19 protein-coding genes and 1 pseudogene are annotated in these 21,401 nt (G+C 34.8%); 7 read left to right on the top strand and 13 right to left on the bottom strand.

Features of this window, described 5'->3' with window-relative positions:
* The first annotated feature begins 299 nt into the window (after positions 1–299).
* Positions 300–1,010, top strand: coding sequence for a DUF3888 domain-containing protein (locus ACIQ7N_RS12395; RefSeq protein WP_402932418.1), 711 nt, complete (start codon positions 300–302; stop codon positions 1,008–1,010).
* A gap of 252 nt (positions 1,011–1,262) precedes the next feature.
* On the opposite strand, the pseudogene ACIQ7N_RS12390 reads toward ACIQ7N_RS12395, so the two are convergent.
* From ACIQ7N_RS12390 to ACIQ7N_RS12370, 5 genes and pseudogenes are all read right to left on the bottom strand, one after another.
* A pseudogene (locus ACIQ7N_RS12390) lies at positions 1,263–1,505 on the bottom strand (MFS transporter); the annotation flags it as partial.
* Positions 1,506–1,650: 145 nt separating this feature from the next.
* Entirely contained in the window at positions 1,651–2,838 is a 1,188-nt protein-coding gene (locus ACIQ7N_RS12385) for an MFS transporter (RefSeq protein ID WP_402932415.1), read from the bottom strand.
* A gap of 613 nt (positions 2,839–3,451) precedes the next feature.
* Positions 3,452–4,501, bottom strand: a complete 1,050-nt coding sequence (locus ACIQ7N_RS12380) for an ATP synthase beta subunit C-terminal domain-containing protein (protein ID WP_402932412.1) — start codon at positions 4,499–4,501, stop codon at positions 3,452–3,454.
* Between the two features lie 473 nt (positions 4,502–4,974).
* Complete coding sequence (locus ACIQ7N_RS12375) at positions 4,975–5,130, bottom strand: hypothetical protein (protein ID WP_402932409.1); 156 nt, start codon at positions 5,128–5,130, stop codon at positions 4,975–4,977.
* Positions 5,131–5,516: 386 nt separating this feature from the next.
* A complete protein-coding gene (locus ACIQ7N_RS12370) occupies positions 5,517–6,470 on the bottom strand; it encodes a bile acid:sodium symporter family protein (protein WP_402932406.1) in 954 nt (317 codons plus the stop codon).
* 125 nt (positions 6,471–6,595) lie between these two features.
* Between ACIQ7N_RS12370 and ACIQ7N_RS12365 the strand changes: the two genes are divergently transcribed.
* Positions 6,596–7,621 (top strand): S-layer homology domain-containing protein, encoded by a 1,026-nt coding sequence (locus ACIQ7N_RS12365; RefSeq protein WP_402932403.1) that lies wholly within the window; start codon positions 6,596–6,598, stop codon positions 7,619–7,621.
* 499 nt (positions 7,622–8,120) lie between these two features.
* Here ACIQ7N_RS12365 and ACIQ7N_RS12360 read toward each other — a convergent pair whose 3' ends face one another.
* Positions 8,121–9,011 carry a LysR family transcriptional regulator gene (locus ACIQ7N_RS12360; RefSeq protein WP_402932400.1) on the bottom strand — a complete coding sequence of 297 codons (891 nt, stop codon included), beginning with the start codon at positions 9,009–9,011 and terminating at the stop codon, positions 8,121–8,123.
* 113 nt (positions 9,012–9,124) lie between these two features.
* Between ACIQ7N_RS12360 and ACIQ7N_RS12355 the strand changes: the two genes are divergently transcribed.
* Positions 9,125–9,673: a flavodoxin family protein gene (locus ACIQ7N_RS12355; RefSeq protein ID WP_402932397.1), complete on the top strand. Its 549-nt coding sequence runs from the start codon at positions 9,125–9,127 to the stop codon at positions 9,671–9,673.
* Positions 9,674–10,060: 387 nt separating this feature from the next.
* On the opposite strand, the gene ade is transcribed toward ACIQ7N_RS12355, so the two are convergent.
* Complete coding sequence (gene ade, locus ACIQ7N_RS12350) at positions 10,061–11,812, bottom strand: adenine deaminase (protein WP_402932394.1); 1,752 nt, start codon at positions 11,810–11,812, stop codon at positions 10,061–10,063.
* 908 nt (positions 11,813–12,720) lie between these two features.
* Here ade and ACIQ7N_RS12345 point away from each other — a divergent pair.
* Positions 12,721–13,242 (top strand): hypothetical protein, encoded by a 522-nt coding sequence (locus tag ACIQ7N_RS12345; RefSeq protein WP_402932391.1) that lies wholly within the window; start codon positions 12,721–12,723, stop codon positions 13,240–13,242.
* Between the two features lie 85 nt (positions 13,243–13,327).
* On the opposite strand, the gene ACIQ7N_RS12340 is transcribed toward ACIQ7N_RS12345, so the two are convergent.
* The 5 genes from ACIQ7N_RS12340 to ACIQ7N_RS12320 form a co-directional block, all read right to left on the bottom strand.
* Positions 13,328–14,026: a hypothetical protein gene (locus tag ACIQ7N_RS12340; protein WP_402932388.1), complete on the bottom strand. Its 699-nt coding sequence runs from the start codon at positions 14,024–14,026 to the stop codon at positions 13,328–13,330.
* A gap of 224 nt (positions 14,027–14,250) precedes the next feature.
* A complete protein-coding gene (locus ACIQ7N_RS12335; RefSeq protein WP_402932385.1) occupies positions 14,251–14,646 on the bottom strand; it encodes a DUF6262 family protein in 396 nt (131 codons plus the stop codon).
* Positions 14,639–16,774 (bottom strand): tyrosine-type recombinase/integrase, encoded by a 2,136-nt coding sequence (locus ACIQ7N_RS12330; RefSeq protein ID WP_402932382.1) that lies wholly within the window; start codon positions 16,772–16,774, stop codon positions 14,639–14,641. Before ACIQ7N_RS12330 ends, ACIQ7N_RS12335 begins: the two co-directional genes overlap by 8 nt.
* Before the next feature lie 24 nt (positions 16,775–16,798).
* The gene (locus tag ACIQ7N_RS12325) at positions 16,799–17,995 is read right to left on the bottom strand and encodes a tyrosine-type recombinase/integrase (RefSeq protein WP_402932379.1); all 1,197 of its coding nucleotides are present in this window, start codon (positions 17,993–17,995) and stop codon (positions 16,799–16,801) included.
* Positions 17,996–18,282: 287 nt separating this feature from the next.
* Complete coding sequence (locus ACIQ7N_RS12320; RefSeq protein WP_132359637.1) at positions 18,283–18,705, bottom strand: pyridoxamine 5'-phosphate oxidase family protein; 423 nt, start codon at positions 18,703–18,705, stop codon at positions 18,283–18,285.
* A 159-nt stretch (positions 18,706–18,864) separates the two neighbouring features.
* Between ACIQ7N_RS12320 and ACIQ7N_RS12315 the strand changes: the two genes are divergently transcribed.
* The 3 genes from ACIQ7N_RS12315 to ACIQ7N_RS12305 all read left to right on the top strand — a co-directional run bounded on the left by ACIQ7N_RS12315 (position 18,865) and on the right by ACIQ7N_RS12305 (position 20,512).
* Positions 18,865–19,491, top strand: coding sequence for a YczE/YyaS/YitT family protein (locus ACIQ7N_RS12315; protein ID WP_402932441.1), 627 nt, complete (start codon positions 18,865–18,867; stop codon positions 19,489–19,491).
* A 144-nt stretch (positions 19,492–19,635) separates the two neighbouring features.
* Entirely contained in the window at positions 19,636–19,923 is a 288-nt protein-coding gene (locus ACIQ7N_RS12310; RefSeq protein WP_402932438.1) for a PadR family transcriptional regulator, read from the top strand.
* Positions 19,910–20,512, top strand: a complete 603-nt coding sequence (locus ACIQ7N_RS12305; protein WP_402932376.1) for a DUF2812 domain-containing protein — start codon at positions 19,910–19,912, stop codon at positions 20,510–20,512. Before ACIQ7N_RS12310 ends, ACIQ7N_RS12305 begins: the two co-directional genes overlap by 14 nt.
* 49 nt (positions 20,513–20,561) lie before the next feature.
* Here the strand turns inward: ACIQ7N_RS12305 and ACIQ7N_RS12300 are convergent, their stop codons facing one another.
* The gene (locus tag ACIQ7N_RS12300; protein ID WP_402932373.1) at positions 20,562–21,194 is read right to left on the bottom strand and encodes a 50S ribosomal protein L25/general stress protein Ctc; all 633 of its coding nucleotides are present in this window, start codon (positions 21,192–21,194) and stop codon (positions 20,562–20,564) included.
* Positions 21,195–21,401: the final 207 nt, after the last annotated feature.

Below are 21,401 nucleotides of genomic sequence, written 5' to 3'. Positions count from 1 at the left end.
TTCAATTTTTAAGATTTTATTAAGGAGTCTATTATTTTACGATAAGGTAATTCCAATATACTTACATTTTATTGAATGAAATAGTGAGGTTACATAGAAATAAAGCAAGTCTCTTTTATTAATTGTATGCAAAGATTTGTTTTACTTGGGATATACTTACGAATTCATCAATTTTTCGGAAGCATAGGAAAGTAATATAGTTGCAATACGAAGCAAGCTTTATAAAATAAGCGAGGATTCACGGAGTAGGTTTTATGTGGACACACAGAAGGAGGATAATAAAATAATGACGTTTATATATGAAACTTTATCCACAAAGTGAACAACCTGATTATAAAATTATTTATGATACTTTGATTACAACTCTATTCCCCTCCATAGATAAAGAAATTATTAATTATTATGGCTATCCCAAACAATTTGAGAGTGCTAAAATTCTGGGTATTACAAGAGAGCATGAGGGCAGTTTTGATTTTAATGCAGAAGTCCAAGTAACAACATTTGAACATGCACATGACCCTCCTTATGGTAAGGAAACAATGAATTTTAATATAAGTCCATTTGGGATTAAAACCACTAGCTTTCAACATGAGGGCGATAAATTAGAACAGGATATAAATGAATTTTATAAAGCAACACTTTCAGATATAAAACAGTCTTTTAATCTGAATTTAGAGTCTTACCCTTCTTACACATACAATCAATTGCAACACCAAGCTGAAATAAATAATGAATTTAAATCTCTGTTTAATATTGCAGAAGAAATAGTAAGCAGCATATTGCTTCCTGAGAGAAAGATACCCAATAAAAATGTTATTGATCCTGTAACCTTTATAAAAGACAACACAGGTTATATACTCTTTAAAAAGTCCGATGGGACAAATGTAAATTATAAAGTACAAAAGAAAGATGGTAATTGGATAGTAACAGAAAAAAATAGTAAACAAGGTAAGAAAATGGATTATAAAATACCGTGGTATGTATGGAAAAAAATTAAGCCAACTGATTAATTCAGTTAGGCCGTAGATGATAAAATGAATAGCTAATGACATAGCTATTTTTTTATTAAGAGAAAAAGGCTCTTTTGATTTACATTTCGGTGTACCGAATGGCAACAAAGGAACCTTAAATTAAGTTGTTTTTTAATAAAGTTTTATTTAAATTCACTTTATATCTTGATTTTTCTCTACATGATTTTAAAAAATTACATTGGTAACTTTGAAACTATTTAAGTAACCATAAAAAATTTTAGTATCAATCATTTATCTCAAGCTTTTCTTGACTAAAATGACAACTGGAATAAGGTTTAAAGATAATGTTGCATAGCTTGTATTAGCTACTACCATGCCTGAGAGAGCATCATCAGAAGCCCCTGCTAGTGCAACTAAAACATCCATTTTCCCTTGTGTTTTTGCTCGAGTGGACGGCTCAATCGAATCGACTATTTGAGCAGTACCACAAATTAAGCCAAAGTTCCAGCCTATTCCAAGTAAAGAACGAGCTACGGTTTTGGTTTTAGTGGCATTCCCTATTAGACCCCACACTCCCCTCTCCCTTAAAAGATTGGGCTTTCCCGTTCGGAATATCTATAAAAAGCAATAAGAACTACCAAAGCATTTTACAGATTTGACAGTTCTTTTTTTATTTTAATTAATGAGCATGCATAACAACACTCTTTTTCTTTGAATAGAGTAAAAAAGTGATAGTTAAACTTAGACTAATAATACCAAAAACAAGTCCCAATCCTCTTAAACCAACTAAATCTAACATCATGCCTGTTGACAATAAGACGACCTGAAAGATGACAGAATCAATCATATTACGGAATGAGAAAAATCGCCCATGAAAATCTTTTGGCACTTGCTTTTGAAAAATGACCATTGTCGTCGGGAAAAAGCAGCCTACAGAAAAACCAAAAATTCCAAAAGTTGCTAACGCGAAAAATTTAATATCCGATAATAGTAGCATTAGCTCCATCGAACCGATAATCAATGCTAATGTAAAGAGTAGCGTTCCAATGTTCACCCGTTCCGTAATTAATTTCAAAGCTGCTGCTCCTAGCATGAAGCCTATGCCCTCCACTGTATATAATAATCCTGATATTGTCGTTGAATGATGAATCTCAGAAATTTTCATAATAACTAAATTAAAGGAGCCTAAAAATAATGTAGGAATTAACATTAAGACAAGTGTCATTAAAACAACCGGGTGCTCCTTCACCATCGGTAACACATCTTTAAAGTCTCCCTTGTCCTTAGATGTTAACGATTGATTTGCCGTTTCATCTAATTGTAGGAAGTTCGTAATAACAAACATCAATATATAGACAATAAATGAAATGATGTACAACCATTTCAGCTCAAAGAAACTTAACATGAATCCCGCTGCAGCAGTACCAATAATCCTTGAAATCGTTCGTGCATTCATTTGCCAAGCATTTAATGTAATTAAATCCTTATCCTTTACAATCATTGGAATAATAGATTGTAAAGCAGGCATATAAAAGGCGGCTGCTATTTGCAATGTAATTAAAAAAAGAATCATCCAAATAACCGAATTTGTATAAAGTGCCATAAACATAAACAAAACACTTATAATTCGTCCTACACTAGCCCACTGTACAACTGTTTTTTTCATTGACCTGTCAATAATACGCCCTGCCAACGGACCTGCTACTAAACCCGCCAATATACCGCTAGAAATAATTAATGATTTGTGAAAGTCAGAGGGTACGACCTCTTGCATAAAAGCAAGATTCCCTATAATCCCAGCCCACAAGCCAAGACCTACAACAAATTCACCTAATAAAATTATCCATACATTCCGAATACGCCACATGCTATATCTCCTTGTTGTATCATTAATTAATAAATCGTAACAAAATTACAAATATTAGTACATAGTCATTTTACAATAATTTTATTATATGAATGTCTTTAGGGGCATCACCAAAACGTGTGGTTGATATCCGTTCCGGCTGGGCGCTTTGTTGCTGCCGCTTCGCTTTCGCACAGAAAAAACATTGTAGCTGACGCTTTGCTTTCGCTACAGAAAAAAAACATTTGTAGCTGACGCTTTGCTTTCGCTACGGAAAAAAACATTTGTAGCTGACGCTTTGCTTTCGCTACAGAAAAAAACATTTGTAGCTGACGCTTTGCTTTCGCTACAGAAAAAAACATTTGTTGCTGCCGCTACGATAGCACCGCTTCGCTTCGCTGCAGGAGGAAAGCGATAAAGAACATCATTTGATTCCATTATCAAACCGATGTCCGTGTAGCTTAAAAATTTGCAAAAAATTTAGATAAAAATCACCTCTTTAATTTTTCAAAGAGGTGATTTAATATTGAATATTAAAATAAACTTGAAGATTGTAAAGAAATGACTTAAACATACAGGTTAGATTAGTTGAAGAAGAAACTTTAATAACAATAGAAAAGCCTCTTTCCCTTTTCTAGGATTGTAGACTTCCAATAAACACTAATTCTGATGCATCTCTAGAATCTAAAGCACCGTTCATAATTTCTTGTACATCATTCAAAGTATCTTTAAGGCTGACAGATTGGCCCGGTTTATTTGTAAAGGGCTCAGCAGTATAAAAAGGCTGAGTTAGATATGCTTCAAGTTTCTCTCCTCTTTGGTATGTTTGTAACTCTGAAGTCGGAATCCGTTCAGTCCCACTAACATTTACTAATGAACGAAGCTCCCGATAACGGCGAAGAAGTTTTAAGGCTTTTTGTTGAATTGTGAAATGTTCCTGATCTAAATGTGCTCCTTCGAGAACAGTTGATGTTGAACTAAGAGGATTAACGGCTGGATAGCAGTGTCTTACAGCAAGATCAGCATCAAATTGCCAAAAAGTTTCAAGTGGTCCATAAGGTAAATCTTCATCAACAACTTCGCCTGTCAAATCAACGAGGAAAGTTGTAACAGAATGAATTCCAATCCCTTGAAGTTTCTCCTGCAGTTGTTGGATACCTCCTGTTATAACATGGGTTCTGTCTGCAACGAACATAATATCTTTGTCTCCACCAATATTCGCAATACACTCATACGTGTCTTCAATGGTGTTTGTAATGATTTCTACATTTTCAACAAGATCATTTAACCCTTGGTGTTCACCTTTAGGCATTAAAAGGATTGTTTTATATGCTTCATTTTTAAGACGATAGAGTAATTCTGCTAAAACCACAAGCTGCCCCATTCCAGGGCGTGCAACCAAACCGACAGTACCTCCTTTTGCTAAAGGAGCAAATAAATCTAACGTTTTTATTTTGGTTTCTATCATTTCAATTTTCTCCCCTCTGAGAATCAGATTATCCAAACTGCAATCGGCTAATGATGCAAGTGCAACTAAAGTCCGAACCTCGGCTCTACCAACAGGTATTTTTCCCGTGCATAAGTTAGAAACGGTTGCCGATCGCAAGCCAACTTGTCGGGCTGCACTTGTTAGGTTCGGTACTTTCCTGCGTAATAAGCTTACATTTAATCTTAAGTCATCCATTTTCCCATAATCCCCCTCCTTTACTCTATATAGTAAATTAAACAGCGTTATATTGCAACAAAAATTACTCTCTAAAATAATATTAATTACTTTTCTGAGTAAATTATGTAAGTGTACTTCAAACTTAAAGAAGAGATACATTAAATGAACGACTAAGTTGCGTGCAGTTTTAACATACTTAAATTTTTTAGGGTACAATTAAGTTGTATGTTCACACAAATTTTTTAATTTTCCATTAACCAACAGAGGCTTCAGAGCAACAAAGGTCAAAAATAATTAAACTTTTTTATAGAATTTTATCTGTCAAATAAATAAGAGCATGTTTTGATCAATCTTTTTTCAAAACATGCTCTTATATCAAGGTTGATATCGTTAATTCAATCAAAATTTATTTACAAAGCTACAGTCTGATAGTATTTTATGAGGAGCCTTAAAACTAACACTACACAACATTAGGAAAATCTCGTTTTCAATTATATTAATTTTTTTACAAGGCGCCGCCAGCCTATCCAGAAAATAATGACTATCATTCCTGCACCAACAGATTCTGTCAGTTTCCATAAAAGTATAAGAATTAGCAAAATAATTAACGGAAGAATCGTTAGCTTAACATCATCTAACTCTTTCATTCATGCACTCTTCTTTCTTAAGTGACATTATTAGTACTCAAAATACTTCTGACAAGCATAAAACACTAAAATTTCTTGTATAAATAGGGCTGTTGTTAACTCTCAAATTTATAGTTCTGATATGAAATATCTCCCCCATCCTACATTTAAATAACATGGGATACTGCTTATCTTCATCATATTCTGAAGGTAGCATAATGGAAACCTCATGTTTTTTATTTTCACTTCATGATCTTGCAGCAAAATTTTTCTTCTTTTTGTAACAGCTTTACATCATAAATTGTCACAAAATTGATGTAGCATTCTAATAACTGTCGATGGTAGCAGCTCTTACATCTTACACACTCGCTTCCTCTCGAACATTCGCGGATATTTTTACATTTAACCTATAGTAAACCTTCCGCATATTTCAGCTGATACTTTTCCATTACTCGGCTAAAAAATGAGGCTAGAACTTGCTGAAATAGCATACCAAACACCACAGGCATAACCGTTTCTGCGGGAAAGTATGTAGTCGCTATTACAACCCCTACAGCAATATTACGCATCCCTCCTGTAAAAACGAACATCGTAACGATGCTTTTATCCTGCCAAAGCATATGCCCTAATACTAAACAAAAAGCATATCCTGATACAGCTAGTAGAAATACGACCAAAATAACACTAACAAGCTCCAAGTTAATATTTTTAATATACGGGGCAATAGCACTACTGTTAATCATGACAATACTAAATAGGCTAAGCTTTGAAAAAGGGGCTAATTTCTTTCCTAAAGTAAGCTCAATTTCTCCTTTAGTAAACTCATTTAACGCTACACCTATAAGTGAAGGCACAACAATCATCCAAAGTAAATCTAGAATGAGACCAACAGTATCAATTTCGATTGATTGCCCTACTACAATATGAAGTAATGCTGGGATGACAAAGGGCGAAATGAGTGTATCGATTAAAATAATTGCAAGACATAATGCAAGATGCCCCCTACAAATACTCACCCAAATAAAGCTAGTTACCCCAGTTGGTATAGCGACTGCTAAAACAAAACCAATTGTCAGTAGATGATCGCGAAAGATGATGTTTGATACAAAATAAGCCCAAATCGGCATGAGTAGGTGTAAAAATGCAATAACAATTAATATAGCTGTTGGGTATTTTTTAAGATTTTTTATTCCTTCAAAATTCATGCTTAAACTACCTGCAAATGTCATAAAAGCGAACAGCCACGGCACTAAAAATAATAGCTGATGCCCTAAGTTCCCAAACAACACACCAATTACTAAGCTAAGCGGTGTTAAAATAGGCATCCATTTTTGAAGATATTTATTTAAACGATTTACCATCTCTTTTTATTCCTTCTTTCATAAAAGAATAGTTTTCTTCAGTCTATAAACTAAAAAAATTTGCAGTTTATATCCATATCCTTCAAACTATTAACATGACTAGAAAGAAAGGATGACTTAGACAAATGAAAAAATTAGTGTGCACTTTATTGCTTCCCCTACTTGTTGTGGCAACTGGCTACACTGCACAAGCTGCTGGCTTTAAAGATGTGCCAGAAGATCACTATGCCTATGAAGCCATCATGTGGGCAGAGAAATACGATATCGTTAATGGCTATCCAGACGGTACATTTAAGCCCAATGCCACAATCACAGAGCAGCAATTCGCAAAATTACTTGCTAATTTTTATGAGCTTGAATCACCGTATGATGAGTTGAAAAAACAAACCCCTGCTAGAAACGGAGCTGACGAATATTACAATCGTCTTGCGAGCTACGGTGTTCCATTAAACGGATATTTTGATAATAGTATTCGCGCAGCTAGTGTGAAGCGCGGTGTTGTGGCACAGGCAATTACACATTTAGCTAATGGTAAAAGTGGATTGGATCAATCCATCCAATTTTTACTCGATTATTACATTTCCACTGGACAAAACTTTCAGTATGAAAACCGCAATTTACAGAAGTTTTTTGGTGTAACTAACAATATGACACGAGCTCAAGTCGTAACAATGCTACACCGTATGGATGAAAGAAATTTTTATGAAATTTCAGAGGACGCACAGGCAATACATGAAAATACGAGTAATGCTTCTTTAAATACAAGAGCAAAAAATGGACAAAGTCAGCTAGATAAAACAATGCAGCTGACAACACCTTCTAATAGTGCTTGGGATGGTAACTATTCGTATTATTATAAATGGGGTACAGGTACAACTGATTTTAATCGTCGTGATGCCTATATTTCAAACGCAACAAGCAAAAGCTTTAATATATTTATTACTGCCAATGATGGAACAGCTGCAGGGAGTGTCGATGGGACAGCAACGATTACTTCTAGCACTAAGGCTGTAATGAACAAATCCTCAAACGGCAATCGTTGTGTAGTAGAATTTGAGCGCCTTAATAATGTGCTTAAAATTACCGAGGTAGATTGTCGCACGGAGCATGATGAAGGAACTAATTTTTCTGGTACTTTAAAGAAACAATAAGTTTTTCATTGACCCGAAGAAGGTACTTTTATAATTCACAATAATTCACTTTCTTTGTGAAAAGAACTAAAAAGTGCGAATGGATAAAAATATTCATTCGCACTTTTATACTTATTTTAGACTAACCAAATACTACGTTTCCCCCAACAATAACGTCTACACAACAATGCGTTTTATTTAACGTACTACTCTGTTTTCTCAGAAACCTTTTATTTTTTATCTATGCGATCAATAACATTTTTTCAACAGCAGGTTTACCTTTAAATACAACTTAGCGTGTACTTTATCTTGAACAGTTAATTCAAATAGTACCTTCTGGCTGATACCGATTTTAATAAATCTTTTAATTCTAAAGAAGAAACAAGTTCTACTTTTACAAGTAACATAAAAACTATCTTTAACTGCCGCGTATCGTGACAAAACCACAAATTTAGATAAACCTAATTGTGGTTTCCTCTTTGTTTAACGGTGTCCTCTCTAAGTGACCTAGACCTTTTACTTAAAATTTCTTATACATCTTCATAGCAATCTCTATAAAATCAACGAGATATGGAAATATGTGTTTATTCTTATGCCAAGCGATATCCGTAAAAATATCAGCTAAATTCATGGAAGTAGTCAGTTCTTTTAAGCGATTGTTTTCTAACTCCTTCTCCACCACCATTTTGGGCAAGAATGTAATACCTAAGCCCGCCATCACACATTGCTTAATAGCTTCAATACTTGCAAATTCAATCATTTGTATTGGTAGCACACCTTTCTGCTGAAGCTGTACTTCCAATTGATTGCGGTAGGAGCAACCACTTTCTGTCAAAAGCATCGTTTCATTTGAGAGTTGCTGTACAGAAAATACCTCTCTGTCCACGTTGCTATTAGTAGGTGCACAGACAAAAACTAATTGCTCTTGAATTAGTCGCTCACGATGTAACATAGGTGTTTCCTTATATGCATCCGTAATAAATGCTATATCTAGATTGCCTGACTGTAATAAATCTTTGGCTATTTCTGTTGTATGCACAGGTTTAAAAATGATTTTGACTTGTGGATGTGCTTTCTGAAATTGTTGTAAAATACTTGGCAAACGGTACACACATTGACTTTCCTGTGCACCTATTTTTAATACCGCTTGTGCTTGTTGATTTAATACAGCTTTTTTCATATCTACATTTAAATCTAGCATTTTTTGAGCATACTGTTGTAATCGCTTGCCCCCCTCTGTAAGGGTAATACGTTTTCCAAGCCTCTCAAAAAGGACTACATCAAGCTCTTCTTCAAGCGATTTAATTTGTGCTGTAATACTCGATTGAGCATAGCCTAGTAGCTGTGCAGTCTGGGTAAAACTTAACGTTTCTGATGCTGTTAAAAACGTTTGCAATTGTTTAAAATCCATCTTCCCCACCTCTAAATCGTTTTTTTCGATACATTCCATCGAAACATTCAGCTTTATCGATAATAAATATAAGTTTACACTTGTTATAGCCTGAAGAATAGAGGAGGATTATTATGAACATTACAGCTTTTATTGGAAGCTCTAGAGCCGGTAGTAATAGTGAACAACTAACTAATTATGTATTGAATGGCATAAATCATGTAAAAATAGATTTAAAAAATTTAACAATTGAGCCCATTAACGATTTACGTCATGATCACAATGGCTTTCAGTTTGTAGATGATGATTATGATCAAATTATCCATGCGTTTTTAACAAGTGATCTTGTTATTTTTGCAACACCTATATATTGGTACAGCATGTCGGGAATCATGAAGAACATGGTAGATCGACTGAGTCATGCTATTCGAGATGAGCGGTTTCCACAGCTAAAAGAGAAACTACAAACTACAGAAGCCATTGTTCTTGCTGTTGGTGGTGACGATCCATATATAAAGGGTTTACCAATGATTCAACAATTCCAATATATTTTTGACTTTTTAAAGATGCCGTTCTCCTCGTATATTATCGGTGAAGCAAACAAACCTGGTGAAATTATTGTTGATGAACAAGCACTGATGCAAGCATCCATATTAAATAAGAAATTAAAAGCACGTATTTAATAAACGACCTGAAAGCAGCTATGCTTTTAGGTCGTTTTTTTATGGTCGAGGAAATCTTGGTGAATGTTACAGCGCATTAAATTGATGTGATTTCTGTTCCAAATTACTCGCTTTCGCACAATATGACCATTTGGTGAAGTTTTATTATTTTCAAACATGTCAAAAGAACATACTAAGTAAGCGATGTGGTTTTATTGGAGTGAGAGTGAGCGACTCCTTGGAGACCAGCGTCACAGATCAGACCCTGTAGCGAAAGCGAAGCGGCAGCTACAAATGTTTTTCTGTAGCGAAAGCGAAGCGGCAGCTACAAAGCGCTTAGACGGAACGGAAATCCCCCTTAGTTTTGCCGAAATGGCATACTACTTAAATCCATTGAGATATTCTAATTTAAGCTTCCGCTTCTACAGGAATATGTTGGAATGTTGTCACATCAAATAGCCCTGTATCTGTTAGCTTTAAAGAAGGGATAACTGGTAATGCGACAAATGAAAACGTCAATAAAAAATGAAAATCTAGTGTTGGATTGAGCTCGTGTAGGGCGTTATGCAGACTTGCTAATTGCTTCTTCGCCTCATCTGCTGGTGCATCCGTCATTAAGCCCCCAATTGTTAATGGCATTTCCGCTAATATCTCACCATCTGCTACTATGACAAAACCACCTTGAATTTCTTGAATGCGTGACAGAGCAAGTAACATATCTTCATCATTCGTACCTACCACTAATGCATTATGCGAATCATGGGCTACAGTAGTGGCCACTGCCCCTTTTCGTAAACCAAAGCCCTTCACAATACCAAGACCTGTGGTATGCAAATTGTGATGCCGTTCAATCACTGCTAGCTTTAGTAAATCCTGTTCAACTGAAGGTACAAATACGCCATCTTTCACAGGTACATCTATTACTAAATGGTTCGTAATAAGCTGATTTGGTATAATTTCCAAAACATTCGCCTTCGTCCCTTTATGGAATGGAATGCTAAGCATGTCCTTCGTTACATGCGGTAAATGTACAGAGCGATGAATATGTGCAGGTACAATAGGTTCAGTCCGATTCGTTAACATCGCACCGTTTTCAGCAACCTTAACACCATTTTTCCAAACTGCCTTTGCACGCATATTGTCGATGTTCTCGATTAATACAAAATCCGCCTTATAGCCTGGTGCTAAAACGCCTCGATCATATAAACGGTAGCATTCAGCTGTATTAACAGTTGCAAGCTGAATAGCCTGCAATGGCTCCATCCCTTCCTCAACGGCCATTGCCACATCGAAATTAATGCTACCTTCATCTATTAACTCGTCAACGTATTTATCATCGGTACAAAAGCCAAAACGGCGTGCATTTGTTGCATTGACAGCAGGCAATAAATCACGTAAGTTTTTTGCTGCTGAGCCTTCGCGAATTAGTACATACATCCCTTGCTCTACACGATCAGAAGCCTCCAGTGCTGTTACACATTCATGATCTGTATGGATACCAGCAGCACGATAGCCAGTAATTTGATGACTATTTAAGCCCGCACAATGTCCATCAATAACTAAATTAGCCTGTTGTGAAAGAATAATCTTTTCAAGCATGCTGGCTTCACCATTTAATACCGCAGGAAAATCCATGACCTCCGCTAAACCTCGAACATCTTCGTGCTTTAAAAACGGCTCTAAATCAGCAGCTGTCAGCGTTGCCCCCGCATTTTCAAAATGAGTGCCTGGAACACTAGATGGCAACATAACAAAGATATCCATATCTGCTTTTTTGGCATCTTCTAGCATAAACTGAATGCCCTCCGCACCTGCAACATTTGCTATTTCATGAGGATCTGTAATAACTGTTGTAATGCCATGCGGAATCAGTATACGGCTAAATTCTGAAGGTGTTAACATCGATGACTCTATATGTATATGTCCATCAATCAAACCAGGTACAACATATTTGCCTGCGCCATCCTCTTCGCTTTTAGCTTTAAATCTATTCATTGTATCTAGCGCCACAATTTGCCCATTGTTAACGACAATATCTGCTTTTTTCCACGTCAATGTAAAAACATCTGCAATTTGCACGTTACGTAAAATAAAATCCGCCTCATTTTTCCCTTGCGATGTTAAAATATTTTGTGCAAGCTGTTGTAATTTGTTGGTCATTCTTTGCACTCCTTTTTTCTTTTTTGAATTATCATGCATGAACACTCGCCTAAATTCAAGTTAAGATTTATTATGTAACAAAGAATATTTCTTCATTTTCGATAAATAATCAAAAAACGACCACTCCGCTTTATCTTAGGGTAGTAACCTTTAATCTTATGTAAATAAAAAGACCGAACATATTTTATATATAAAATATGTTCGGTCTTTTTTTGGGCTGTTTTCTCAAAGATTGTTGCTTCTGGTTTATCTATTTTATTCAACTAAACACCCGTTAGCCATCCATGTAGCGTAAAAACCAGCGCTACACCACAGAAAATGAAAGATGATTACGTTCTTTCATGGAAGTTTATTAAAAATAGATGCCGAGTTGACTAATTTATTATTTGACCGTAGGCATCTAATATTTTAATTTCATAAAATTAGAAATTTTTATTGATGTAATGATAATGGATTTTTGGTCGTTAGTACTGATATTTATAACTACCCCATAATCTTCAAAAACCCCCATTAAAAGCCTTGAATGATGATTTTCTTTGTAGGTTTGTATTCTTACCGTTGTAAATTCGAAAAATCCTGACGCTACCCCATCTATAACATCTTTAAGGTTTTAGAACATCTTTTAATAACATTTTTTAATATCATACATAACACGCTAGAAGGTTGTTTGGTAATAATTAAATTATTTATTAAAATTTCTTTTTCTTTTAATTTTTTTATTTAATTCTTGGAAAATGACAACTAAGTTATTTATTTTTAAAAGTTTAAACAAGCATAACCCCGTTCTAATTTTATGACAGGGTTATAAAGCACCTGTATATTTCTATTTTTTTAGTAATACTAATATAAAAATATTGGTTGATTTTTAAAAAAATCGTTATAAAAAATATTTAAGGGAGATGACGACGTTGACTAACAAAAAATTAATAACTTTATTGGTTGGATTCTTACTCTGCATAAGTGGATGGCAATTAGTTAAGGCGTCACAACAAAATTTAGAAAGTGACTATTATAAATTAGGTTACACATCTATTTCTGATGCGGTACAGGAAACTGAAACATATTATAAAACAAAGCTGGATTTACCCTCGAAAATAGCCCCATTGGATTTTACTCATTCCTTTGGAAGATTTAATGAGGAAAATGATAATCTGGAAATAGAATATTTAAATAATAAGGAACATATTAATTATATTATAAATGTTTTTCCATCAAAAATTAAAATTAATAAATTAATAAATACAAATGATATTCAAATTTCTCTAAAAGATGGAACACAAGCTTATTATTCATATTCAACAGGTGAAACAGAAGTAAAAGTAATAACTTTGAAATTTGAAAAAAATAAATGGATTTATCTACTAAGTATTCAGGAAGATTTATTAACTAATCCCTTGTCGGAATTACAAGAAATTGCAAACTCTTTTTAAAATATTAAAATCCCCCGGTAATCGATAAAATCTAACAGGTTATTGGGGGATATTTCACCCTTAGGATAGGAACATATCCTCAAACTCACTCATTAAGTTCACTAATATGGATTGCATTAACAGTAAATGCCACACCATTTAATTTAAACTTTGTAATTTTATCTTTAAAAATGCGATTTATTTCAACTTGTGTTTTCTCTGTTACTTTTTCATTTTCTGCAATGATTTGTAGACTTACATCATTTGTAGAATAAACCATACCAACTATACTGTATCCAGCTTCATAAGAGTATCTAGCTTTGTCTAACTCTTTTCCAACCTGTTCAAAAAATCCGCCATCTTCATTAAGGTCCTTGTAAAATGTATCTAATTCTTCTTGTTCCTGTGAAGAAGATTGTTCTGCTTTATCAATATAACTTGTCACCTTAATTAAAAGGTGTTCTCTATCAAAATTATTTTCTTTTATTACATTTTCAATTTGTTGCATTAATTCCTCTGTGACCTTTTGGGTAACATTATATCTCGGTAATTTTACTTGTATTAAATATCGATTATCTGGTAAATCTCTATGATCTACACTTAGACCATATCCGGTTTCAAGTAAACTATTGGATATAAGACGTACTAAATCGTTGTAATTTAATGCTTCGGATTCATAAGACACTTCTTGCTGAATTTCTGAGTTCATTTTATTTTCCGCACCAAAAACTTGATTATAAATAAATGGTACTAAAACTAATAATGATATACTAAATAAGCCAACAATTAGTTTTCCCTTACTCAATGTAACAACTCCTTTTTAAAAGGATATGTCATTCTAAAAGGAAATATCTTCATTCAATCTTACTGCATTAGTTAAGGTAAAAAATCTTCCCAAAGCGTCGTTTGGTAATCGTTCATAAAAAGTTGCTATTCCACAATCTGGCCCGACACAAGTTAAACATCATTGTTGAAATAATCTGCTCCGTTAGTTGAATAGCAACAATCTTTTCGAAAACAGCCTTTTTGTTATAAATTTCTTATGTAATCTGCTAAATCTTTGCTTTCATCTTTGCGTAATTTTTTATTTTCATCTTCCAACTCTTCAATTATTCCTTCCAATTTTTTGATTCTTCTTCTAAGAGAAGCAATCATTGCGTCTTGATTTGCTTCGTCTCGCTTAACTCTTGAATTACTAAATGCTTTTTCTTGTTGTTCTCGTAAAAATTCGATACGTTCTCTGATGTCAGAATGATTATATAAGGTCGCTTTCGTTACGCCAGCTTCTTTTGCTACACTGTTGAAATTAATAGCCTTAGAATCCTTTGTAAGTCGTTTAATGGCGTTTTCAACCTTTTCTTTTGTCTTACGTTTACGCTCCTCGTGTAAGTGCCTTAGTTGCTCTTCTCGGTCGATACTAGCCATTCTTAACACCTTTCTTTCTCATACGCTCTAGTTTTCTCTGCATACGTTCTAAGTTACCGAAAATGACGCTTCCACTTTTAATGGTATTATATATTTCTTGGTATCTCTCTAAGTTCTTTTCATTCGCTTCGATCATATCTTCTCGACCATATTCTTTTGCTGCTTCAATCATTTTGGCTGTTGATTCTATATGAAGCTCATATTTCTTTACATCGAAACTGGTCATACCCACAGCTAGGTCAAAACAGGGCTTCCCATTGTTTGCTGTAAGACAAGGTGGTTCAGCTGCTAACGGGCAGTTTCCATTCACTCTGGCACGACAAGTCCCATAAGGATTATCCGACGCATTTAACTTTTCATCTCGCCATAACGCATCGATAATGTCTTCTGGAATTTCCTCGTTCTCTGTCACTTGATGAACTTTACCGTCCAAGTCAAAGCTAAATACGCCACTTTTCACGACCTTCTCAAACTCTTTACGTTTTGTATCATCCACTAACTTAGCGTAACGCATTGTCATTTCAGGAGATGCGTGAGCCATAAGTTCTTGCACTGTTAAAATATCAGCTCCACCATTTATCATCTTTACACCAAAGGTATGCCTAAATGCGTGGTTTTTAAAATGAAAAATATTCCCCGCCTCATCAACAATTTTCTTTTTATGTGCCAGTTCGTTCATTTTAGCCTGAATCCAGCCCTGATTGTATGGCTGTCCCTTACGGGAACTAGTGTATCGGACAAAAATAAAATTATCTGGATTGTTGTCATCGTTGCTGAGTTTTTTTGATTTATCGATCAATACGGCGAGAAGACTTGCCAATTCTTCATCAATGGGTATTTTATGATTTATCACATAGGTCTTCTCTATATCTGTTTTAACAGAGCTTTTGCCATTTAAACGCCATAGACATTCGTGCGTCAGCCCCAATACATCACTGATACGCAATCCTGTTTTATACATAACCCAAACGACTGGTTGAACATCTGGATGAAGACAATTGATATGCTCAAACAATTGCTCTAATACAAAATCTGGGACGTGGTCAATGTCGTCTGTTGCTTTCACAGGCATATTAGGGATATCTCCAGGATAAATAAGCTTTGTTACAGGTTTTTTTGGTGCAATGCTAGACTCATATCGTTGGCAATCTTCAAGGAATGTCTTTACATAACCAATGTTTCTGATTTTGTAGAACGTAGGATTTGCGTCCCTTCGTTTTAGATTGATTTTGGCATAGTGATTAAGATACTCTAAATATTTCTCGAAATGCTCTCTTGCGAGATCCTTTAAACCATTCCAATCTGGTTCTATTTCATTAATAAAATTCAAAAAAAGTTGATTAAAACGAAGACATTCACGAGTTGCACTCCAAGAAAAATTTCGAGCACCTAGCAATCTATTTTTTATATACTTTTTGAAGTGTTTTCTGAATTCTTCGTTTTGTATCTTTTTAATGTCTACATAGTAATGAGACATTGAACGATTATATTCAATGCCATATTTTTCGTTTAGAACCCTAACATCCCATCTATCTTTTTCCCATTCTTCACGGGTATCTGTTTGTTCTGATAAGTAATTATAAATTGAACGCAAAAATGATGCCAAAGCAGATTTATTTTCAAAATCACCATATACAGAGTTTTTTAAAATTCGAGTTGTTGCCACTCCCTTATTGGTTAACCACCATATCCATTGCTTTTCCTCTTTATCGATGTCCAACTCCAAAAGGGATGGGAGTCTAGTATGTCTTTCGTTTAGGTATTCATTCAATCGATTTAGGTTAGTTTTACTACTATTAAATGCAGAAGAAAGACTCCATTCATCATTAAAAAGCTTAAGATAAAATACAAATTTAAGTTCCAAGGATACCGACGGATTTTCAGAAGAGAATGTTATCTTTCTTCCTGCGTTTTTATATTCTTTATATAGTTCTGCAAAATTAGGGATTTGACCAACGGTATCAACTTTCCAAATATCATTGACCAGAAAGTAATCATTCTCGGCCTTATATGTCTTGAGTTTTCCATCGCCTAACACTTCTCTTGCCTCGTAAGAGGAAAGGGTAGAAGTGATTAAGTCCCAATATTCATTCTGCGGTAAACTATTTCTTTCTGTGTATTTATTCAATATCCTTACTCCTTATCTATTGATTTAAAATGGATATGCCTCATCAGAAACACCCGATAAAACAGGGTCTTCCTTTCCGTTTCCTCTAACCTTTATCGAACCTAGATTGAATGTTGGTGCTGCCTTTTCCCAATCCTTACGAATATCATCCTCGGAAGGATGGAGGTAGTATTTTATGGTTGTTTGGATTTGAGAATGCCCTAAACGCTCTTGTACCATTTTAATGTTTTTAGTCGCAAGGTAATAAAGCGTTCCGTGGGTATGTCTAAACATATGTGGAGTTATATGAAACCCCGTTTTTCTCTTAAGTTCTTCGCATACATCACGAACATTATGGTATTCCATAGGTGAACCTAGATTGCCGCCAGACAGTTTCACAAAAACAAAGTTATGATCCAAATCCAAATCATCAATCACTTCATACAAATAATCATCATATAAATCCATTAGTTCCTGCGATACATCAATTTTTCTTTCACCTGTTTTTAAATAACCGCCGTTAGGTAATACGCCTCTCTCTGTCAAATGAATCTGATGTTTTCTATGTTTACTATCGAATTTCAAATCTTCTATAAATAAGGAAAGAGCCTCCCCAATACGCATACCTGTTTCGAATAGTAGACGTATTAAGAATCTATCTCTAATATTCGTAGTAGCATTGTAGACGATTTCAACTTGTTCTTTTGTGAAAATCTCTACTTTCTTTTTGGGTTCTTTTTGTTTAAGAATATTTTTGGAGTAGGGTTGATTTTCGTTAACGTGCTCTAAAAAGCTTTTATATCCTTTACCACCAGCACCAGAGAATACTTTTTTCATTAATTTATCTCCAATGTTCGAATCTATTAAATCGCTTCGATATAAATAATCATAGAAGTTCGTTACAACAGTAATATAATTGTTCACAGTTGACTCAGCTCGCTTTGCTGAGGTTTTCTTCTGAGGAGTCACTTTTACACTCTCATAAGGGTTTGAAAGCCAACCCACAAAGTTCGATAGAACTTCAAAAGAGACCTGGTTATAATCAATCCCTAATTGCCCTAAATAAGTAAAATAGGCTTTTAAAGCCTGACAATATCCCTTTAAAGTATTAGGTGTTTTTCCACTGTTATAGAGATACTTCATATACTTTGCTACCACTTCAATTGGTTTTCTGTCAGCATCTAACAAGACATAGATAATTCTATTGTCATCCATCGGTACTTTTAAAACTTCTATGTCCATTCATCAATCATCTCCTATTGTTAGGTTAGAGAAGGTTCTTAACCCATAGTGTTTATTGGTATGTTTGTTTCTATAAGGTCCTCGAAACTTCGTTTCTGCGGAGTCCTACCTCGGACCGAGGCTACGTCCTCCCTCATACAAACGAATGTTCTTCTGTAATATTCATAATATACATTTTATTCTTATTAATCAACCCTTATATTTTTAGACTATTATGCAAATGAAAAGAGGATAACAGCCTCTATAATAGACTAATTATCCTCTATCCCTATACCCTTATATAAATCTTAATGGTCGTTTGTAAATTCGAGTTCTTTAGGTGGATCGCCTTTTTTATTCATCAAGCGCATACGAATCGGCTCGATTTTTAGTGTAATCATTTCATCTTGATTACCTACGAAAATGCTTGTAAAAAGTTCGGCTAACTTATTTTTTATTCCTTCCTCTAGAATTTCTGTTAGCTTTCCTTCAATTTCAACGTATGTGTCACCAAAGCCTCCATTTTCGTATCCATATAATATATGTGTATACGGGTTTTTGCGAAGCTCTTCCATTTTTTCAGAATGTTTATTCGTTACTGTGTATAATACAAAATCTTCATGTTGGAATGTCATATAGCGTGAGTACGGTTTGCCATTCTCAACTGTTGCCATCGTTCCTATTTTTTCACGATTTAAAACTTCTAGTATTTCATCTCGCACAGAGGTCATATCATCTCATCCTTTCTTATCCCTACTATTCTGTCCTTATTTAGCTTACCTAATCCTATTTTTTGAAAAATGTGAATTGACAATATTCGACCCATTTTAAAATCTATTGTTATAATAATTTGTTGAACAACATGAATTTTTAGAATGAGGGTTATAATGATGAAGCAAGCATTTTTCACACGGTGTCTGTTCTTCTTAACGGGTATTTTGCTTTTATCCTTAGGTATAACATTGACAATTAAAGGTCAGATTTTCGGTGTTGGTTCATGGGATGTGTTACATATTGGGCTAGCTAAAACATTGGGATTAACTATTGGTACTTGGTCCATTCTAATCGGGCTAGCCATAATAGCTTTTGATATAGTAATGACAAAGAAGTTTCCACTCCCAGGTACGTTTATAGATATGTTTTTAGCAGGAATTTTTATTGATATTTTTAACTATTTGCTTCCTGATATAGATGGTCTTTGGATGCAACTTCTTTCATATGTATGTGGCTTACTATTACTTGGCTGGGGTTGCGGTATGTATATGGTGGCAAATTTAGGGATTGGTCCTCGTGATTCATTAATGCTCTTAATGGTTCATAAGCTTGGCTGGAGTGTCACACGCTCTCGAACAACGATGGAAGTAACTGTCGCTTTAATTGGCTTTTTACTAGGTGGTCCTATCGGCATTGGTACTGTGCTAATGGCTTTCGGACTCGGACCGATTGTACAGTTTGCTTTAACGTATAATGAAAAATTATTTATGAGATGGACTGGCGTGAAAAGCGCTGTAGTATAGGCTTACAAGACGATGCACAAGTGCATTGTCTTTTTTTATTCGGTTGCAATATACAGTTCAACTATATATAATCGAACTATATAGTTGAACTGTATATGAGGTGAACTTGTGAAAAAACATAAATTACTCCCTTTATCTGAAACCATGCATTATATTCTACTCGCCTTACGTGAACCATTACATGGTTATGCAATGATGCAAAAAATCGAAGAAATGAGCGCTGGTAGTGTAAGGATTGCTGCTGGTACTATGTATGGCGCAATTGAAAATTTGTTGAAATATCATTGGATTTCGCCTGTAGAAACCCATGATACGAGGCGTAAGGTTTATCAAACAACAGCTGAGGGACTAGAAATACTAGCTGTCGAACAACAAAGATTACAGCGAATTTTATCTTTATATGAGGAGGCTGATGGACATGAAAAAGTTTAAAATCTTTTTTGATATCGAAAAGGAAGAGCAATGGTTAAATCATATGTTGTCCAATGGGTGGGTTTGTACAAATGTGAGTTCTGGCGGATTTTATACATTTAAAAAGACAGCTGATCTTGAACAAGTCATCCGCATTGATTATCAGCAAGATCTTCGGCGTGAAAAACGAACTAACTATAAACAGTTATATGAGGATTTTGGATGGCACGTATTAAAGGAAAAGCCATACGATGGTACCTATTATTGGTTAAAAAGAAAAGATGGCAACGATGAATTATTTTCTGATAATGATTCGACAATTTCTAAATATAAACGATTAATGAAACATTCCAGCAATTGGGCAGTGCTATCTTTTATATTGTTAATGATTTTTTATTCCAATGACCATTATTATTACTTTTTCAATATAAAAGATGCTTATTTTACACCAGGTTTATGGGATGCAAAGGGTTTTGCTTTTCTATTTTCTTTTTTATTTGAAACACCATTTGCCATCATGCGTATTATCCCACCATGGCTATTTTTAGCAACTGGCAGCATGTATTTAGTCACGTATTTCCGTTATCGCCAATCCATACAAAAGCTATAGAATAAGCAAGGAGCCACTTACCGAGTGTAAAATGGCTCCTCATTTGTTTCTATTTTTCTGAATCAGATGGATTTTTCCCAGTAGCCTCAATTACTTCAGGGGTTCCATCTACTGTATCTTCCTGCACATTTTCAGCGGCAGGCGGAGTAATTGTCACTAATGTATAGTCATCTTCTTGTAAAATTTCAAAGGTAAACTGATGACGAATATCTCCTACATAAAGTGATGTCCCGATGGCTACATCAGTCACATCAATCTCTATTGTTTCAGGAATTTCTGTTGGACTTACTTTTATGCGAACTTCACGATTAGGCTGTAATAGGAATCCACCATCTGCAACTCCAATAGGATTACCAGTAACTGTTACAGGAATATCAACCTCTAGTTCCTCTGCCATATTAATGGACTTAAAATCTACATGCTTAACATTGCCCTTTAACGCACAGCGTTGTACCTCTGTTAACACTGCATTGATCTGTTTACCGTCTACATCTAATTGAAAAACACTTTTATTACCGAATTGAGCTAACATTTTCGCAAATTGTCTGGCATCTAGTGATACAGCTATTGATTCCATTTGATAGCCATATACAACGCCCGGAATAGCACCATTTTGTCTAAGCTGAGTTAATGATGATTGACGCCCTTTATCGCGTTTTTTTACAGTTAAAACAGTATTCATCGATATTCCCCTTTCATGGAAACTAGTCTCATAAAAGGTTTTGCCCGTTCTATAGATTTTTATACATGAGCATATGTATCTGAAGTTCGCGCTAAAATGCTCTAGTTCATCTATCCGTTCCATTGACTATAATTTACCGCAAAAAAAGCCGAGACATTGTTATGCTCGGCAAAATTTATCTTCATTCTTATTTTCTGCGCGTCAGCG

Origin of the sequence: Lysinibacillus sp. NPDC095746, assembly GCF_044763535.1 — a bacterium.
Taxonomy (GTDB): domain Bacteria; phylum Bacillota; class Bacilli; order Bacillales_A; family Planococcaceae; genus Lysinibacillus.
The sequence above is the reverse complement of the archived record's forward strand: the minus strand, read 5'-3'. Positions and strand labels throughout refer to the sequence as shown.

What these genes read in the sequence shown, in the direction of transcription:
- ACIQ7N_RS12395 (WP_402932418.1), top strand. Translation starts at nt 300, where the DNA reads ATGAAACTTTATCCACAAAGTGAACAACCTGATTATAAAATTATTTAT.
- ACIQ7N_RS12385 (WP_402932415.1), bottom strand. Translation starts at nt 2,838, where the DNA reads ATGTGGCGTATTCGGAATGTATGGATAATTTTATTAGGTGAATTTGTT.
- ACIQ7N_RS12380 (WP_402932412.1), bottom strand. Translation starts at nt 4,501, where the DNA reads ATGGATGACTTAAGATTAAATGTAAGCTTATTACGCAGGAAAGTACCG.
- ACIQ7N_RS12375 (WP_402932409.1), bottom strand. Translation starts at nt 5,130, where the DNA reads ATGAAAGAGTTAGATGATGTTAAGCTAACGATTCTTCCGTTAATTATT.
- ACIQ7N_RS12370 (WP_402932406.1), bottom strand. Translation starts at nt 6,470, where the DNA reads ATGGTAAATCGTTTAAATAAATATCTTCAAAAATGGATGCCTATTTTA.
- ACIQ7N_RS12365 (WP_402932403.1), top strand. Translation starts at nt 6,596, where the DNA reads ATGAAAAAATTAGTGTGCACTTTATTGCTTCCCCTACTTGTTGTGGCA.
- ACIQ7N_RS12360 (WP_402932400.1), bottom strand. Translation starts at nt 9,011, where the DNA reads ATGGATTTTAAACAATTGCAAACGTTTTTAACAGCATCAGAAACGTTA.
- ACIQ7N_RS12355 (WP_402932397.1), top strand. Translation starts at nt 9,125, where the DNA reads ATGAACATTACAGCTTTTATTGGAAGCTCTAGAGCCGGTAGTAATAGT.
- ade (WP_402932394.1), bottom strand. Translation starts at nt 11,812, where the DNA reads ATGACCAACAAATTACAACAGCTTGCACAAAATATTTTAACATCGCAA.
- ACIQ7N_RS12335 (WP_402932385.1), bottom strand. Translation starts at nt 14,646, where the DNA reads ATGGCTAGTATCGACCGAGAAGAGCAACTAAGGCACTTACACGAGGAG.
- ACIQ7N_RS12325 (WP_402932379.1), bottom strand. Translation starts at nt 17,995, where the DNA reads ATGGACATAGAAGTTTTAAAAGTACCGATGGATGACAATAGAATTATC.
- ACIQ7N_RS12320 (WP_132359637.1), bottom strand. Translation starts at nt 18,705, where the DNA reads ATGACCTCTGTGCGAGATGAAATACTAGAAGTTTTAAATCGTGAAAAA.
- ACIQ7N_RS12315 (WP_402932441.1), top strand. Translation starts at nt 18,865, where the DNA reads ATGAAGCAAGCATTTTTCACACGGTGTCTGTTCTTCTTAACGGGTATT.
- ACIQ7N_RS12310 (WP_402932438.1), top strand. Translation starts at nt 19,636, where the DNA reads ATGCATTATATTCTACTCGCCTTACGTGAACCATTACATGGTTATGCA.
- ACIQ7N_RS12305 (WP_402932376.1), top strand. Translation starts at nt 19,910, where the DNA reads ATGAAAAAGTTTAAAATCTTTTTTGATATCGAAAAGGAAGAGCAATGG.
- ACIQ7N_RS12300 (WP_402932373.1), bottom strand. Translation starts at nt 21,194, where the DNA reads ATGAATACTGTTTTAACTGTAAAAAAACGCGATAAAGGGCGTCAATCA.